Below are 17,738 nucleotides of genomic sequence, written 5' to 3' on the forward strand. Positions count from 1 at the left end.
CGTTGCAAGAAGTATTGCCGAGCGTGGGCGCGATCGGCCGGCGGGCTATGGGATGGGCGCGCCTTCGGGGGTGTAGGTGGCGAGTTCCACGTGGTAGCCGTCGGGGTCTACGAGGGTGATGGCTTGGGCCGGTGCGGTGGCCGCGGTGCGTGGATGGACCGAGCCGTGTACGGCGTGCAACTCGTCGGCTCGGTCGTACAGCTCGTGGATCGATGCGTCCGCGATCAGGCAGATGCTCACCGAACCAGTCGGCGCCGGTGTCCCTTGGCGCAGCCGGATGGCCTGTCCGCCGACGAGGAGAGAGACCTCGCCCTCGTAGTCGTGCGTTGTCCGTGAGCCGGTCAGCTCGGACCACCACCGGGCGCTCGCGTCGACGTCGGAGACAGAGAGGACGACATGGTCCAGGTATGTGGTGCGGATCTTCATGGCGACTCCTTTCACCAATTCCGACTGTGCTCCGCGGGACCGCCGAACGTCCATACCCTGAACCATCCCGGCGTCGTGCGATGATCGACTGATGGATGTTGCGTCGATCAACGAACTGGCGGCTGACCTGCTTGCCAACGCGGCGTCTGCTGAGAGCGGGCGCAGCTCGGTGACGGTCTACAGCAGGACCGGCGCCCGGCTCCGGCAGACGCTGACGGCGCTCGCCGCGGGGCGGGTGATGGGTGAGCACAAGAGTCCTGGGGACGCGTCGGTGCTCTGCCTGCAGGGTCGCATCCTGGTCCATGCCGGTGACGCCGAGGTCGAGCTGGGCCCGGGTGACCTGGTCGCGGTGCCGCCGCAGCGTCACGAGGTCGAAGCGCTGGAGCCGTCTGTCCTGCTGCTCACAGTCGCATTGCACTGACCGTTGGCCTGCCGCTGTGATGGCTTGACCCTGCGGTGTTCCTGCTGAACCGATGGGTGCTGCCAGAGATACGGCGACGGGACAGCTCAGCCGACGCGGTCCCAGCCGCAGCGGGGCGGTGGGGTGCCGAGGTGGGCGTTGTCGCGGCTGCGGTAGACGATGTAGGGGCGGGTGAGGTAGCCGACCGGTGCGCTGCATCATCACCTTGTCCATCCGCGTCGTGGCGGAAAAGACGGGTCCGACGGTGCGTCGGCGGTAGATCAGGATCGCCATGCCGACCACCGTCATTACGCCGGCCATGAGGCCACCGGTGACGGCCACCACGTGGTAGGAGTGCTCGCTGACGCCGACAGCGTCCGTCCAGGATTGCGGCACCAGTAAGCCGATGATGCGATCTAGCGGAGCTGTACGGAGCTCGACGGCTGAGGATCTCCTGCAACGGAAAAACGCAGGTGGCTGATGTGTGCTTCGGCCGCCCAGGAGATTCGTCGAGCCAGGGTTCGGCCAACGGCGCGGGCCGGCGTCGGCCCGCGCCGTCTGTGGAGGGCGGCGGAGTGCCGCGGCCGTTCGTCCATTCCTGTTTGAAGGTGTGCCCGGCTCCCTAAGGGATCGATACGTGGTTGGTCTGTGGGTTGAGGTGGTCGACCTTCACCACGGGCCCTCGGACCTCAGGCGCGCTCACATCCCAGATGTAGAGGCCGCGCCTCGTGTCGCTTTCGTAGATGCGCCCGTTGTACCAGTACGAGGACCAGTCGCCGCCACGGAAGTTGGTACGGCCGCCTGGGCTCGTGTCTGAGGGCGGATCGAGCGGGTCGGGGTCCATCCAGGCGACCTCGTAGGCGTTCGCCACGTCGGTGAAGTCCACCAGCGCCGTGCCCGACTGGTAGGAGCCATGGACGAGGAGATTCCTCGTCGGATGGGGGACGACGTTGTAGTTGTGGATCGTGCAGTTCTCGTACTGGGACTGCGGGCGGGGCAGGACGTGCCGGCCGATGATTTCACCCGTTGCGCCGTCATGGAAGAAGAGCGTCTTCATCTCGTCCGTCTGTACCGAACTGCCGGCCGTGGGTGGGCTGATCGGGTTGCCCGTCGCCTGGCAGCGCGGCAGCGTGCCGCCGCCGGGCTCCCAGCCGGTGACGAGGATCGAGCCATCCCAGCTCCAGGCCGCGGAGTGGAAGCCCGTGACCGTCGGAGCCGTGGTCGCGTAGAGGAACACCGGGTTCTCGAGATCGGAGATATCGAAGACCGGAACCCCGGGGTTGCCTGCGCAGGCTGCCCGGTTCACCGAGCCAAGGATCACACCCATGTCGTGGCAGGTGGTGATGACCCGGCCGTCGGGCATCTGGCCAAGGGAGAACGAGCCGATGACGCTCGCCGAGCCCGGGTCGGAAAGCGGAACCTCCACGATGTCCTCGCGATTGAACGGTAAGCCCGGACACTGGTTGCCGTACTTGCCGGGATTCGCTTGGAGACCCGCTCCGCTGACGCTGTTATAGATCAGGACACGGTTGCTCTCTGGGTCAGGGACCACTGTATGGGTGTGAGATCCACAGTCGAGTGGGATCGACGCGACGAGTTCGATGTTGCTCAGGTCGCTGATGTCGAAGACCTGGATGCCCTCGAAGCCCGTACAAGGCGCGGACACAGGTGCGCAGTCGGCGTCGGGCGGATTCCCCGATTGCGCCACGGCAGAGCACTGATCCGTTCGCTGCGGCGAATCGACCGAACGGAACACGAGGTTTCCATAGACTCCGACGTCACCCTGTGGGCTGACGCAGGTGAAGAACGCCCGTTCCGCCGGATTAGCCGGCGCTCGAACGTCGATGACCCGGAAGCCGTCGTAGCGCCCCTGGATCACGGTGCCGCCCCAGAACGCCAGATCGGTGTTCCGGGTATCCCACGGAACATCGCCAGGGCCAACTGGCGGTGGGCCGGTGACCGCACCCGCACGGAGGCTGGCACCGAGCAGGTGCATGTTCTGGCTGTGTGGGCGGTCGGGAGTATCGTCCGGCGGCGCAGCCGTAGCCCACGATGGAATGGCCAGGGCAGTGACGACACCGCAAACGAGCGCTGCGAAGAACCGTCCTTTCGAGGCATGCATGAGCGGAACCCCTTTCTCTTCTGATCGTTGCGCGCACAGCGGCAGTTGCTGAAGGCAATGACTCTGTCAATGCGGCTCTCACGATGACGAGCCCGGAAGGGCACCTCACCCGGATCTGTCGAGTGAGGATGCCCTTCACGCCTATCTGAAGCTCCCTTCTACTGCGCGAAGGCCTGGAACTCGGCCACTCGCACGTTGCGCGCCTGCGGGCTGGCGGTGGCGCAGTCTGTGTTCGCCCGTGGGTCGGCGTCCTGCTCACCTGCGTAATCCGGCGCGCCCGTGCACTGGTTGGTGAGCACCTCGAGCCGCAGGTGCGTCGCCGTGACATCTGGTATGTCGAAGGACCTGATCGTCAGCTCCGGCGCCCGCGGCCGCGGCGCGATCGACGGGAACGGGTCCGCTGGACTGGTGAAGACGACCTGGAACTGTGTCGGGTCAGAGCAGGCGACCGCGCCACCTGCCGTGCACGCCAGCAGCCGGAACTGCCGCAGTGCGGAGAACCGGCTCTGAGTCGCGGCATCGGGGTCCGTAGCGATCGGCGGCCGCAGCAACGCGCTGACCTGGATGTGCCTTACCTCTTGGACACCACCGGCCAGGTCCACGGTGACCTGCTTGCCGGCGACCGCGCTGCCCAGCGATGCCCAGTTGGTCGCTTCGTCGTCGTCGACGATCCTGGCCAGGTTGACCCCGTCGCCGCTCGCGGTGGCGCCGCCGGCGCTCGATGCGAGGTTGCGCGGCATCGGTACGACCAGGTCGCTTGCCTGCCCCTGGCCAAACGAGGTCGCACCGAGTCGCGCATGCCCGAATCCGGGGGCCTGAGCGATGAAGGTGTACGAGCCGGGCACCAGCCGCACCTGGTTGGTGAGAGGCGTGGCTGGGTCGGTGTCGGCTACCGGGACCGCCCGTGCCTGGTAGTCGCCGACGAACAGCCTCGCACCGGGTACGGCCTGCCCATTCTCGTCCACCGGACGGAAGGTGATTGTCGCCTCGGTTGCGAATGGCGAGGTGAAGCCGGGCCTAGGGTTGGGGTCACCGGCGCCGTTGCTGAACGCCGTCTCGCCGAGGCCGCGCTTGGCGAACGCGTTCCACAGGATGTCCTGGTTGGTCCCGCCGAAGCGGATCTGGTCCGCCCCGAGCAGCGCGTCCCGCGCGTCGACCATGCTGTTGGCGCTATTCGCCATGAGGAGGAACGAGTCGAACACGAGCTGGGCCCACCGCCGGTTGCCCGGGCAGGATGTCACCGGAGTCTGGCCGTTGGCGCACGACTTCTGCAACGCCGGCGTTCCGGCGCCGTACCGCTGGATCATCGCAGACCGGATGTCGAAGTTCGTCGCGCTCCACAGCTCGCCCGAGGCATGGACCTGCAGCCCGACGAAGTCGTAGTCGACGCTGCTGTAGTTGAGCGGGCTGTTGCTCATGTTGTAGTTGCGGATACCGGCGATCGGGTCGGTCGTGACGTACTCGCCGATCGTGAACGCCCGGATGCCGGCCGGCGCGTAGCCGTGCTCGGTGAGGTACTCCATCGCCATCAGGTCCGACCAGCTTTCGCTCATGCCTTGGGGCGAGCTGAGACCCATGTCCGGGCCGGCGACCATCCGGTTGGTGATGGCGTGGGTGTACTCGTGGCCGATGACCGACATGTCGAAGTCGCCGTCGACACACGGTGCGTAGAAGGCGCCCGCGATCGGCTGCCACAGGTACATGTTGGTGATGGGCCGATGCCCGTCACGCGGCGTGATCTGGTTGGCGTTGTCCCGCGCGGCGAACGCCGGCGGTCCACCCGTGACGCCACCGGCTTGCGCGTTGCCCTGCTCGGGGTCGTTCGCCTTGCCGCCCAGCTTGAAGTTGTCGTCCTGCAGGTTGAACGTGGTCTCCGTGAAGCCGAGGTGGTAGGACCAATCGTGCATGCGGTTGTGCATCGCGAAGAGGTTGGCCCGGGCGGCATCGATGTCGTTGCGCGCGGCCGTTTCGAAGACGGCAGGTGAACACCTTTCCCTGAGCCATTGGTTGGTCCAGGGATAGACGTACTCACGCGTCGGGCTTGGTGTCGCCATCTCATGCCCGACCTTGAACGGATTGTTGGTGAACCAGTTGTGAACGGCGAAGGCGTTGTTGCCGTCCGTGGTCTCGCTTGGCTTGCCGTTCTCGGGCTTGATGTCCCAGGCGAGCGGTGATGCGGAGGTACCGACGATCTCGTCACAGCCCGGCCCGGCGGCAAAGCACCAGCGCTGCCTGGTGTCGGCCGAGGAATAGTCGGTCGGCGGCGTGTTGGGGAACACCTGCCACTCTGGGTTGTCGCTGTCCGAGTCGACGAGACTCTCCCGAACGAGAACGCTGCCGTCCCTGGCGTCGACGTAGGTCGTGTACGCGACTGGTTCGGCGCCGTTGAGGTCAGAACCCAGAGCGACTTCGTACGCGGCGCGCGCACCGCGATCCGGCGTTGGAACCGCGACCAGGCGGGTCTCCATGATCCTCGGGTTCGAGACACCGGCATCGGTAGCTGCAATGCGCTCGGCGTCGGCTGCGGAGATCGTTGCCGGCTGCGGTGCGCCGGCGTCGCGGGCCAGCGACGAGCTCAGGTACCACACCTTGCCGTCGCGCACGCCCACCGACAGCAGGCCGTCGCGACCGGCGATGAGATCGCCGAATCGTTGCCGGAAGACGACCGCCGTGCCTTTGCCAATGGGCGCAACAGTCAGGACCTCGAGCGCATCCGTTCCGCGCTGGGTGAGACCGAGTACATCGCGGTTGGCGGCGATGTACGCTTTGGCCGCCTGGACCGGGTCCGCACCGAGACCGGTGGCCAATGACGTCCTGGTCGCGGCAAGCACGGCCGGTGTGCCCAGGCGATTCCATCGAGCCCGGGCACCCAATGCGGCGGCGCGCGCCAGCTGCCGGGCGGTCGGCGCGACTACGCCCTTCCTGTTGTCCTTTTCCTTGGTGGGTTGATGATCCCCCTGGACGCCGCTGTCCACGGCGTCTTGATCACGGGAATCGGCTGCGAGGCCAGCCGTTCCGCCCGCGAACGTGATGGCGGCTGCCGTCAGCAGCGCGGTTGCCAGCACTAATGGTCGGGATGGTTTGCGCACGTCGTCACCTCCTGGTGGCGTCTTTGCCACCGTGGTCTTACTTCCTGAAGATCTCGAAGATCGTGCCGGTCGACAGCGACACCACGAACAAGTTGCCATTCGGGCCGGTCTCAATGTCGGTACTGACGCCGAAGCCGCTGCCGAACAGCAGGCTCTCGCTCTCGGTGATGTCGTGCTTCGCGTTGTTGTCCGCGACGCGGTCTTGCAGTCGTCGGTCGTCGACGGCGATCATGCGCCGGTTGCCGGTCAGGTTGAAGTGGAACAGGTGGCCACCGGCGGTCAGCGGCGTCGCCGCACCGACGAACAGGTCGTTGGCGTACTGCGGACCGAGCCCGCCGCTCGACAGGAAGCCGATGGCCGCCGGGGGTACGGCGAACTTCCAGCTGAACTCCGGATCGCTGTATCGCGAACCGGGCAGCACGAACAGCCTCGACAGAGCCTGCTGCGGGCTGTCGGCGATGTTGGTCGCCGGCCACCTGATCTGCTGCAGCTGTGCGCCCGCGAGCCCACCCGATGGCGGCAGCGCGAGCTCTATCTGCTTGAACTGCGCGACCCGGGACACCGGACCCATGGCCTGGATCCACCCGCCGTTCATGCCCGGTTCGACCCGGTTGAGCTCGTCGAACGCGTCGTCGGCGTTCTGCTGGTCCCACAGGTCCCCCGACACCGGGTCGACCGCGATCCCGAAGGTGTTGCGCAGACCGTACGCGAACACACGCTGGATGTTCGCGCCGACTTCCCCGCCGATCTGGGCACCGACGTCGAAGAACGGGTTGTCCGAAGGCGTCGCCCCGTCATCGTTCACCCGGAGGATGACGCCACTCAGGTGCGCGTCGTCGGGAGCAGGTCCGCCGAACTGGTCGTCAGCCGTCGGAGGCGTCGGCCCCAGCGGGAGATTCTGCATCTGGCCGCGGCGCCCCAGGTCGCCGACCGGGACGTACAGCTTCCCGTCGGCCCCGAACTCGATGGCGCCGCCGTCGTGGTTCCCGCGCGCCGGCTGAGCACTGTCGTTCTGACCGGGGGGCTCGGGCGCGCCGTCGTGCTGGAACGACCGCAGCATGAGCAGATTGTGGTCGAACACCAGCGCCGAGCCCGTCCACTCGAAACGGTCGACGCGGTTTCCGAGCAGCGGGACGGCCAGAATGTTCGCGCTGTCAGCTCCCGCCTCCGGAGTCTCGGCGCATCGCTCGCGCCTTGGGATGAACGGATTGCTCGCGTCCGGAGGTGGAGCCGCGCAGCTCCAGTACAGGTAGACACCCGGATCGTCCGGGAAGTCCGGGTGCAACGCGATGCCCAGCAGCCCTCGCTCAGACGCGGAGTTCACGGCGAGGTCGAGCACAACCCCCTGCGCAGTCCCGTCGACAACGCGCTTCACGTTGCCCGTGTTCTTCTCCAGCACCAGGAAGTCGTTCGGGCTCAGGAACGCCATCGTGCTCGGCGTAACCAGCCCGCTGACCACAGTCCTGACGCTGAGATCGGGGTCCACCACCGTCGGCCCGGTTTGCGCCGCCACCGGTGACGTTGCGGCTCCCACGGAAGCTGCCAGCCCAGCAAAGGCGGCCACCGCCGCGAGCCGTGAAGCCGTCGCACACAATCGGTTCATGAGGCACCACCCCTCGATCGAACTCATTCGGTATCTCTGGTTGGCGTTGTCACCTCGTGGTCGACAGAGTCGCCGGCCGGGGCCCGGGTGCTGTTGGCGGGCCCTGGCCGGCGGATGCCGTCGCGATCACGAGAGTGAGAACTCCTGCGTTTGCGGGTTGAGGTGGCCGAGGCGCAAGCCGTCAGCCACACCGCTCAGCCGGAAGACGTTCAGCCCCTCGGTGATGCTCGACTCGTAGATGAAGTTGTTGTACCAGTACGACGACCACGCGCCGCCGAGGTCAGGTGGTGCGATGACAGGCGGGTCGGACCAGCCCACGGTGATCGGGTTGGCTGGATCGGTGAATTCGGTAACCCAGGTACCGGCCTGGTAATGCCCGCCGACGGCGACGTACCGGCCGCTGCGCAACGGCACGATGTTGTAGTTGTGGATCGTGCAGTTCTCGCTCGCGCCGTCCTGGGCTCGTGGCAGGGTCCATTGGCCGAGCTTGGCGCCGGTCGTGGCGTCGTAGAAGAACATGCTCTTGTCGACCGCGGGATCGGTGCTCTGACACTCCGGCTCGACGCCGCCACCCGGTTCCCATCCGGCGGCGATGACTTTGCCGTCCCAGGTGAAGGTGCCTGAGTGCCACCGTCCGTTCGTGCCGGCCTGGCCGACGCCTGGTTCGGTGATCGTCAGCAGAAGGGCCGGGTCCTCGGGGCTGCCGCCCGGCGTACTGTTCGCGCCGATGTCGAAAACGTTGATCGTGTCGGCACTGGCGCAGACCACCTTGTTGACGGTCCCCAGGATCGCCCCGGCATCGTGACACCCGGTGCGTACGTCGGTCGTCGGTCCGGCGAGTGGCTCGCGGTGGATCAGGCTTGCCGAAGACGGATCGCCGACCGGAACCGCGATGACGTCCATGAAGTCACCGACCGGGTCGTCCAACGCGCGGGAGCCGTCGACACAGCCCGAACTGCTCGAGTTGTTGCTGTAGACGATCAGCCGTCCATCCGAGACTCCGGCACCCGTGAGGGTGTGGGAGCCGCACGGCAGCGAGACGGAGGCCACGAGCTCGGGATCCGCGAGGTTGCTGAGGTCGAAGACGTGCACGCCTTCCCACTCGGCCGGGACTGTCTGGCCGTCGCAGAGCCGCGCAGTGGGCTTCTTGGAGTTCCACGACCGGACCAGGATGTCGCCCCGGACGTAGATGTCTCCCTGGTCACCGTTGCACCGCTGGTGCAGCAGCTCTTGCGGGTTATCCGGGTCGGCGATGTCGATCACCCTGAAGCCGTCGTAATTGCCGTGGAATGCCAATCTGCCCCGGAAGGCGATGTCGGAGCTGACATGGCGCACGCCGTCCGGCTCCCCCAGGAATGTGGCCGGATGCGGGCTGTGCCCCTTCGCGTGCATGTTCGGTGTGTGCGGGTCGGTCGCGTGGTCGGCGACGGCGATCCCAGGAACCACCAAGATCCCAGCGCTCAGAACCGCGCCGAGGACAAGTCGAATGTGCCGTGACATGAACGTACTCCTGACTGGTGACAGTGGCTGTCAGACACAGGCCGGTGGGTCGGCCCCGGCGGCACCGGGGCCGACCGCCGGACGTCAGCGGAAGAGGACTTCCTGAGTCTGCGGATTGTCGCGGTTGAGGATCGCCGCGCCGGCCACCGCCGGATGGGTGATGGAGAAGACATCGAAGCCACGGTTGATGTCGTTCGCGTAGATGAATCCGTTGTGCCAGTACGACGACCAGGTATTCGCGGCGATCGGGTCGCCCGCCCGGTAGAAGCCGATCTCCACCGGGTTGGCCGGGTCGGTGATGTCGGCGACCGTCGTACCGCCCGTGTAGGCCGCCGAGACGAGGATGTCCCCGCTCACACCTGGCACCAGGCTGAAGTTGTGCATCGTGCAGATGCCGGTCTCGGCGCGTGGCAGCTTGTAATGGCCCAGCTCCGCGCCCGAGGCGACGTCGTAGATCCACACCGCTCCGGTCGTCGGCGGGTCCTGCGCGCGGCACCGCGGAATCACGCCGCCACCCGCCTCGTCACCGAACACGACCCGCTGGCCGTCCCAGGTGAACTGCGCCGAGTGCCAGGCCCGGACCTCCTCGGTGGTCAGGGTGTGCAGCACCTTCGGCGCCGTGGGATCGCTGATGTCCCAGATCTGGCCGACGCTGAGGCACGCCGCCGCCGCAAGCTCGAGCGGCTTGAGGACCGTGATGTCGTGGCAGCCTCTGGTGTCCAGCAGCGCGCCCGGCGGTACGAGATCGTCGAGCTCGAGACGGGACGCATCGAATACCGGTACGTCGGTCGTCGGGGGCGTGGCGACGACCATCGCCTTCTCCGGGTTCTTCGTCGCGACGTGGATCACCGAGATCTTGCCGTGGTCCTGCTGGCAGTGCGGTCCGATCGAGCCTGGGGTCAGTCCGTACGACGACACGTAGATGAACACGCTGTTCCGCCCCGCGGGAGAGAGCGTGTGGGTGTGCGAGCCACAGTCCGTGCGCACCGACGCGACGTGCTTGACGTTGGCCGGATCGCGTACGTCGAAGATCCGCACACCTTCCCAGGCCGTCGGGTTCGAGGCCGTGGTGTTGGCGCTGTCGCAGCTGGGTTTGGTCTGCGGCGTGTCGACCGACGAGAACAAGAAGCCGTTGTAGATCGACACGTCCCCTTGACCGCCGTTACAGGGGAAGAACGTCACCTGCTGTGCGGCCGCCGGGTTCGAGATGTCGATGATGCGGAATCCCGTGAATGTTCCCGCGTAGGCGAATCGGCCTTCGAACGTCAGGTCGGACTGGGTCGCTGCGTCGACTTTCGGGAGATTCTTCAGCAGCGTCATGTTGTCGCTGTGCAGGTCCGGTGCACCACCGCCTGTGGGCGGATGGGTTCCGTGACCGTCTTCGGGATCGTGTGCGCCCGCCGAGATCGGGACGAGCGCCAGGCCCGCCACCATCGTCCCGATCGACAGGAGGCGCCATCGCCGCCTCATGTCCACTCCTTCCGAGAGACGCGCAGTAGCCCAGTTGCCACTGCACGCGAGCAGCCGTGATCGGGCCGGAGTGTCAACCTGCAAATCGCATAACTGCACCTCAGCGCGCCGGCTGACGTGACCAGCCGAGGGCTGATGTCCCCAGATCGCTCGACTACCCGGACGCCCCCGAGGATGCGCGACCTCTACCGACGATCCGCAGCCCTACCCCCGATGTCAACGGCTCAAGGCCGTAGGGCTTTGCAGACCTCTCTGGTGGGGCTACCGTCACGATAGGTCGGTAGCTCGGGGGTGGGCTCCTGCGGAGGTCGAGATGCGCCGAAATATCGCTGTTTTGATGGCTGTGACGACGACCCTGGCCGTGTCGATTTCGTGGCTGGGGGTGCCCGCCGGGGCGACGCAGCTCGAGCGGTCCGCGGCGGAAGTGGCTGACCTGCGCGACCGGCGCGTGGTGCTTTTCGCCGCCGACGGCATGCGGCCGGATCTGGTTGACCGGTACGCCGCGGAGGGCGCCGTACCCACGATGGCGGCGCTACAGGCGGCAGGGGTCAAGGGTGCCAACGGCCTCACGCAGGGCTTCCCGCCGAACACCGGTGTCGGCTGGGCGACGCTCGCGACCGGCACCTGGCCCGGTGAGCACGGTTCGACCAACAACACCTTCCACCGCACCGGCGAGGGCAACTTCAACAACCGTACGTCGTTCGCGGCGACCGGGATCCTGCAGAGCGACACCATCGCCCAGGCGGCGGAGCGAGCCGGGAAGACGGTTGCCGCGGTCGAGTGGGTCGGCGCTCGCAGCTATGCACCAGCACTGCGGGGTCCGGTCGTCGACTTCCGCAGCTTCTTCTCCGACCGCGGGGTGTTGCTCAACTACGACCTCCCCGGCCAGCCTGCGGGCGCGAATGCGTTCGGCGTCACCTACAACCGGGTCGACCTTGACGCGGCGACCGGCTGGACCGACGTACCGGTGTCGTACAGCCCCGCCAAGCAGGAGCGGCTCAAGCTGACGAATACCGCTTTCCCAGCTGCCGACAACGTCGACCGGTTCTACGACCTGTACATCTTCGACTCCACCGACGACGCCACGACCAACTACGACCACGTGCTCGTCGTCCCGGCCACTGCCGGCAAGGACGGCGACGCGGCGGCAGCCGATCTGGGTCAGGGGGAGTGGGCCGACGTCAAGGTCAGCCTCACCGGCGGTCGTGCCGGCCTCACCGCGGGGTTCTACCTCAAGGCAGTCGACCTGGCGCCCGACCTGTCGAAGTTCCGGATCTACTTCACCTCCATCGCCCGCTCGAACGCGACCTACAACGGCTGCACCTACGCGCCGGGGTGCTCGGCGCCGAGTGGCTTCGAGGAGACGCTCAACGCCCGGTTCCCCAGCTCCACCGCCGCGGACTTCGCGCCGCTGGAAGCGGGGATCGTCGACGAGGACACTTACATCCAGCAGGGCCTGATGTGGAAGGACGCCCATTTCGCCTATCTGCGGTTCTTCTTCGAGGACCTCGGCGTTCGGCCGGACCTGCTGCTCGCCGGCACGCCGGTGACCGACGAGTTCAGCCACCAGTTCATGGGGCTCGTGACACCGACCGACATGGACGGCGACCCCAACCCGTACTTCGACGACGTGACCGGTGACGGCAATCCCGACGGGCGGCTCGCGGTGCGGGAGGGCTACATCCGGTCCGCCTACGCCGAGGCCGACGACACGCTCGCGCTCGCCAGGTCGCTGATGGGTGGCGACCCGACGACGGTCGTGTCGAGCGACCACGGCTTCGCCCCGCAGTGGCGGGCCGTGAACACCAGCAAGGTGCTCGCCGATCTCGGCCTGGGCGCCGAGCAGATCAGCAACTGCCGCGCGGCGCCCGGCGCCAAGGCGAAGGAGTGCCACGCCGGCGGGACCGCTCAGATCTACCTCAGCGTGGCCGGCCGTGACCCGGGCGGTGTGATCCCGGCCGACCAGTACGACGCTGTGCGCGACCAGATCGTCGCGGCCTTCCAGGATCTGAGCGACCCGGAGAACCCAGGCAAGCAGGTGGTCGACAAGGTGATGCGCAAGGAGGAGCTGCGCAATGTCGACGGCTCCGACTCGTTGCACCCCACCCGCAGCGGCGACGTGGTCGTGGTGTTCCGGCCGCCGTACCAGACCGATGCGGCGACACCCGGGCAGCGCTTCTCGTTCTCGCAGTTCTTCGGTCAGCACGGCTACCTGCCGAACCTGGTCGACCTGGCGCATAACGTCAACATGCATGGCACTTTCATCGCCGCGGGGCCGGGGATACGGCCGGGCGCGCCGCTGCCCGGTGTACGGGCGATCGACGTCGCGCCCACCATCGCCGTCCTGCTCGGAATCCCCGGACCGCACAACGCGCGCGGGAAGATCCGGTACGACGCGCTCCAGGGCACCGGGTCGCTGCGCGAGGTCACGGTGCTCGACATCAGCGACTACCACGGCCAGCTGGTGCCGCTGTCCGAGACGGCCGACACCCTGGCCGGCGGCGGCGCGAGCAACCCGTCCTTCGCGATCGGCGGGGCCGCGTTCCTCAAGCCGTGGTTCGACGCCTACCGGGCCGAGGCCCGGGACGGGCACGTCACGCTCACCGCGGGGGACGCGGTCGGCGCGACCCCGCCGATCTCGGCCTTCTTCGGCGACAAGCCGACGATCGAGATGATGAACCTGATGGGATTCGGGCTCGACGGCCTCGGCAACCACAACTTCGACCGCGGCGAGCAGTACCTGCGGGAGCAGCTCATCCCGCTGGCCGACTTCAAGTACGTGTCCGCGAACATCCTCGACTCCCGGACCGGTGACGTTCCAGAAGAGTGGTCGAAGTCCCGCGTACTCCGGTTCGGCGACGTGCGGGTCGCCTTCGTCGGGTTCTCCAATCCCGACATCCCCGAGCTGACCAAGCCGGGCGCGCTCGGGCCGTTCGTCGTCACCGACCCGGTCGCCGCGGTGAACCAGCGAGCCGCCCAGCTCGAGAAGCAGGGGATCAAGGCGATCGTTGCCCTCGGCCACCTGGGCGCCACCTCGGGCACGCTGACCAGTCCGTCCGGTCCGCTCGTCGACCTGGCCGACGCGGCTCGCAAGGTCGATACCGTGATCGGCGACCACACCGACTTCCAGGTGGTGTCGACCCGCAGCAATGGCGTTCTTGTGGTGGAGAACCGCAGCAAGGGTGTCCGGTTCACCCGGGTCCGCCTCGTCATCGATGGTGCCACCGGCAACGTCGTCTATCAGACCGCCGACTTCCACCAGCCTTGGAACATCGGAGTGACGCCGGACGCGCGGATCCAGGCTCGCCTGGATGAGCTCAACGCCCAGCTACGACCCGTCCTCGGCACAGTCATCGGGAACTCGACCGTGTTCGTGCCGCGCACGGACTCCTGCGGCAACACGGCAGGCCGTACCTGCGAGTCACTGGTCGGCAATGTGGTGAGCGACGCCATGCGAGCGACGTACGGCGTGGATTTCGCGATCACCAACTCCGGCGGTCTGCGCGCTGACCTCACATGCCCGACGACCGACAGTCCCGACGACTTCTGCCCGGCGTACACGCCGCCACCGTTCCCGATCACCCGCGGGCAGGTGCTGGGGGTGCTGCCGTTCGGAAACGTCGTCGTCACCCTGCAGGTCAACGGCGCCGAGTTGAGGACCATGCTGGAGAACGGCCTCTCGGCGATGCCCGCCGTGTCGGGCCGTTACCCGCAGGTGTCGGGTCTGTGCGTCGGCTATGACATCGCCCGGCCTGCGGGCAGCCGATTGACCAGCGCGGTTCGTCAGGCTGCCGACGGGTCGTGCACCGGCGCAACGCTGGACCTCAGCGCCGCATCGACGTACACCATCGCCGAGAACGACTTCATGGTGGCCGGCGGCGATGGCTACCCCGACTTCCGCAGCCGGGCGACTTCTCGGGACGTCATGGACCAGGTCGTCGCGGACCACATCGCCGCCGCGGGCACCATCTCGCCGGCGATCCAGGGCCGGATCGTGTGTGCGACGAGCGGGGCGGTCGCCTGCCCGGTTCCAACCGGCTGACAACGCGTTGAATCCGTCGCACCCACCGGCGCGTACTACCAGTGTGGGTCTATCCGACGAGTCGCTGCTGGCCGGCCTTGCTTCGGCCGACCCGGACACGGCCGCGGCGTTCGTCCGGAGGTTCCAGGGCCGGGTGTTCGGCCTGGCGTACGCGATCCTTGGGGATCGGGAGGCGGCGACGGAGGTAGCGCAGGAGGCGTTCGTCCGGGCCTGGCGGCACGGCGCGGTGTATGACGCTCGTCGCGGAACGGTCGCCACTTGGCTGCTGACCATCACTCGCAACCTCGCGGTAGACGCGGTCCGGCTGCGGCGCACAGTGCCGGTCGACCCGATGGTGCTGAGCGCGTTGCAGCTGCCGAGCACCGAGCCGGCGCCCGGGGAGGAGCTGACCAGCCCCGCCGAACTGGAGCGGCTGCGTCGGGCGCTCGATCGGCTCCCGGCGGCGCAGCGGCGGTGCCTGTTGCTCTCGCTGCTCCACGGCCTGTCCGGCCGCGAGATCAGCGAGCTGGACGGCGTACCGCTGGGCACGGTGAAGACCAGGATCCGAACTGCGCTGCTCACGCTTCGGTCAGATCTGGAGGTGCGCGATGACTGACACCCGGCGGTGCGCGCAGGTGCGGGAGCTTGCGCCCGAAGTGGCGCTCGGCGTGGCGTCGGTCGAGGACCGCGCGTTCGTGCTCGGGCACGCCACCTCGTGCGCGGAGTGCCGGTCTCAGCTGGCTGACCTGTCCACTCTCGCCGACGACCTGCTCACCTTGGTGCCGCCGGTCGAGCCGCCGAACGGGTTCGAGACGACGGTGCTGGGTCGGCTCGGCGGCCCCGCGGCGGCCCCGCGCCATCGGGAACGGCGCCGACTGCTCGGCCTGGCCGCCGCCCTGTTACTGGTCGCGTCGGCGTCCGGCGGGGCGGTGTACTGGTCCGGCCGTGACGACCGGGAGGTTGCGGCCGGCCTGCGGAGCAGCCTGCAGACGGCGAACGGTCAGTACTTCGTCGCGTTTGCGCTGCGCGATCTGGGCGGCGTACAGCGAGGTGCGGTGTTCGCCTACCAAGGCAATCCGGCCTGGATGTTCATCACGGTGACCGAGGGGCTACCGGCCGGCGGGTACGCGGTCGAGTTGGTGATCCACGACGGCAGCACCCGTCGGCTCGCCGCCGGTGTCGACCTGGCCCGATCGCGCGGTTGGGGCGCGGCGATTCCGGTGGCCGTGCACGACGCGAGGCTGCTGCGGATCGTCGACGGCGACGGCCGGCTGGCGCTGTCAGCCCGACTGACCCGCTGACCGAGCAATCCGCGCGGGCGGCCACGCCGTACTACCTAAGTGGTCGGCGCTGGAGGCGCCGACCACTAAGGAGCTCTCAGCCACAGTGGGGTGGTCACCATGCGTCGTACACCGAAGCTGCCCGTGTCCCGACTCTTGCTGGCGGCGGTGATGGTGCTCGGCGTCGTACCCGGCGGGACGGCTGTGGCCGCCCTCGACGCTGAAACCCCGCAGGTGGTCAGATTCCACGGTGGGGGCTACGACCGGGCCGACTCGATCGCGGTTGACCCCGCCGGGAACGTGTACGTCGGCGGCTCCGTGGACAGCGCCGGCGGCGGATCTACGTTCGCGGTGGTCAAGTTGAGCCCGCAGGGCACCGTGCTGTGGACCGGCCGGTACAGCGGGTCCCGCGGCGGAGTCGGCGGCAGCGCCCTGGCCGTCACCGCCGATGGCGCGGGCAACGTGTACGCCGCCGGATGGACCGGTGATGGCGTCATCTTCAACAACAACATCGACTACCTGGTAGTGAAGCTCGGGCCCGACGGAGTCGAGCGCTGGGCCCAGCGGTACGACGGCCCGGCCCGGGGATTCGACCAGGCCACCGAGGTGGCGGTCGACGGAACCGGGAGCGCCTACGTCAGCGGTTTCTCCTACGGCCAGAACCAGAACCAGGCCTTCGACTGGACGACCCACAAGTACAGCTCCACCGGCGCGCTGCTGTGGGAGCGCCGGCACAGCGGACCGGGGACGAACGACGACCGGGTCGCCGACCTGATGCTTGCGCCGGATGGCAATCTCGTCGTCACCGGCTTCACCAAGAACTCCGGCGACGGGCTGACCAACGACCTGGAGACGCTCAGCTACGACCCGGCCGGGAACCTCGTCTGGCAGACCCGCTGGACCGACACCGCCGGGAGCCACGAGTCACCGGCGGACCTCGACCTGGACGCCGCCGGCCGGATCACAGTGACCGGTACAACAGCCGAGAACGCCGGCCCGTACGCGGTGCCGACGCCGATCACCCTGCGATACGACCGCAGCGGGAATCTGCTGCAGACGATCCGGGCCGGCGGGGCGAGCGTGGACGCCGACACTTCCGGTGGGTTCGTGCTCGCTGGGTTCTTCCTCGAGCCGCCGGGGGTGTCGTCGGTCGCCAGGTACGACGCGACGGGCGCGCGAGTGTGGTCGACCCCGCTCACGGTGAACGCGGAGGACGCGCTGTCCGGGCTGTCGGTCGGGGCGGATTCGACGGGGGCGGTAACGCTGGCCGGTACCGCCAGGAACGTGTTCGTGCACAACGACGACTACCTCACCGTTCGCTATGCCCCGGACGGCCGGGAGCTGTGGCGGCACCGATTCAACGGCCCGGCCGGTGGCGATGACCGGGTCGCCGGGCTCGCTGTCGACGGCGCCGATACGGCGGTCGTGACCGGCACCTCTTGGAACGGTTACCTGTCGTCCAAGGGGACAGCCGACGACATCGTGACGCTGCGCTTCCCGGCCGCGGCCGCGCCCGCGTTGGTTGCCCCCAGCAACCTGGCCGCGACCGGGGTGTCGGCCGGCCAGATTCGGCTGACCTGGCAGGACAACGCGGGCACTGAGGACGGCTTCCGGATCGAGCGCTGCCAGGGCATCGGCTGCACCGGGTTCGTGCAGGTCGCGACGGTCGGGCACGATGTCACGGCGTACACCGACGGCGGGCTGGCGCGGAACACCCAGTACAGCTATCGGGTCCGCGCCTTCGACGCCGACGAGGTCTCGCCGTACTCGAACACGGCCACCGGCAAGACCCGTCGGCGCTGACCCCACGCCCTCAATCGACGCAGC

Annotated in this window: 11 protein-coding genes and 1 pseudogene; 5 read left to right on the forward strand and 7 right to left on the reverse strand. The window is 67.9% G+C overall.

What is annotated here, in order from left to right:
* Positions 1–45 precede the first annotated feature (45 nt).
* Positions 46–426, reverse strand: coding sequence for a VOC family protein (locus tag OG394_RS03930; RefSeq protein ID WP_328993456.1), 381 nt, complete (start codon positions 424–426; stop codon positions 46–48).
* A 91-nt stretch (positions 427–517) separates the two neighbouring features.
* Between OG394_RS03930 and OG394_RS03935 the strand changes: the two genes are divergently transcribed.
* Positions 518–847 (forward strand): cupin domain-containing protein, encoded by a 330-nt coding sequence (locus tag OG394_RS03935; protein WP_328993457.1) that lies wholly within the window; start codon positions 518–520, stop codon positions 845–847.
* A gap of 255 nt (positions 848–1,102) precedes the next feature.
* On the opposite strand, the pseudogene OG394_RS03940 reads toward OG394_RS03935, so the two are convergent.
* The 6 genes and pseudogenes from OG394_RS03940 to OG394_RS03965 all read right to left on the reverse strand — a co-directional run.
* Positions 1,103–1,222 (reverse strand): annotated as a pseudogene (locus OG394_RS03940) (respiratory nitrate reductase subunit gamma); the annotation flags it as partial.
* 226 nt (positions 1,223–1,448) lie between these two features.
* The gene (locus tag OG394_RS03945; RefSeq protein ID WP_328993458.1) at positions 1,449–2,822 is read right to left on the reverse strand and encodes a hypothetical protein; all 1,374 of its coding nucleotides are present in this window, start codon (positions 2,820–2,822) and stop codon (positions 1,449–1,451) included.
* A 284-nt stretch (positions 2,823–3,106) separates the two neighbouring features.
* Complete coding sequence (locus OG394_RS03950; protein ID WP_328993459.1) at positions 3,107–6,037, reverse strand: M36 family metallopeptidase; 2,931 nt, start codon at positions 6,035–6,037, stop codon at positions 3,107–3,109.
* 37 nt (positions 6,038–6,074) lie between these two features.
* Positions 6,075–7,550, reverse strand: coding sequence for a PQQ-dependent sugar dehydrogenase (locus OG394_RS03955; protein WP_328993460.1), 1,476 nt, complete (start codon positions 7,548–7,550; stop codon positions 6,075–6,077).
* 216 nt (positions 7,551–7,766) lie between these two features.
* Positions 7,767–9,140 (reverse strand): LVIVD repeat-containing protein, encoded by a 1,374-nt coding sequence (locus tag OG394_RS03960; protein WP_328993461.1) that lies wholly within the window; start codon positions 9,138–9,140, stop codon positions 7,767–7,769.
* Between the two features lie 84 nt (positions 9,141–9,224).
* A complete protein-coding gene (locus OG394_RS03965; protein ID WP_328993463.1) occupies positions 9,225–10,610 on the reverse strand; it encodes an LVIVD repeat-containing protein in 1,386 nt (461 codons plus the stop codon).
* A 337-nt stretch (positions 10,611–10,947) separates the two neighbouring features.
* Between OG394_RS03965 and OG394_RS03970 the strand changes: the two genes are divergently transcribed.
* The 4 genes from OG394_RS03970 (at position 10,948) to OG394_RS03985 (ending at position 17,714) form a co-directional block, all read left to right on the forward strand.
* Positions 10,948–14,652: a 5'-nucleotidase C-terminal domain-containing protein gene (locus OG394_RS03970; protein WP_328993464.1), complete on the forward strand. Its 3,705-nt coding sequence runs from the start codon at positions 10,948–10,950 to the stop codon at positions 14,650–14,652.
* 43 nt (positions 14,653–14,695) lie between these two features.
* Positions 14,696–15,247, forward strand: a complete 552-nt coding sequence (locus OG394_RS03975) for an RNA polymerase sigma factor (protein ID WP_328993465.1) — start codon at positions 14,696–14,698, stop codon at positions 15,245–15,247.
* Positions 15,240–15,932: a hypothetical protein gene (locus OG394_RS03980; protein ID WP_328993466.1), complete on the forward strand. Its 693-nt coding sequence runs from the start codon at positions 15,240–15,242 to the stop codon at positions 15,930–15,932. The genes OG394_RS03975 and OG394_RS03980 overlap by 8 nt, the downstream gene beginning before the upstream one ends.
* A 99-nt stretch (positions 15,933–16,031) precedes the next feature.
* Positions 16,032–17,714 carry a fibronectin type III domain-containing protein gene (locus OG394_RS03985; RefSeq protein WP_328993467.1) on the forward strand — a complete coding sequence of 561 codons (1,683 nt, stop codon included), beginning with the start codon at positions 16,032–16,034 and terminating at the stop codon, positions 17,712–17,714.
* The last annotated feature ends 24 nt before the right edge of the window (positions 17,715–17,738 follow it).

It is taken from the genome of Kribbella sp. NBC_01245, assembly GCF_036226525.1.
Classification (GTDB): Bacteria; Actinomycetota; Actinomycetes; order Propionibacteriales; family Kribbellaceae; genus Kribbella.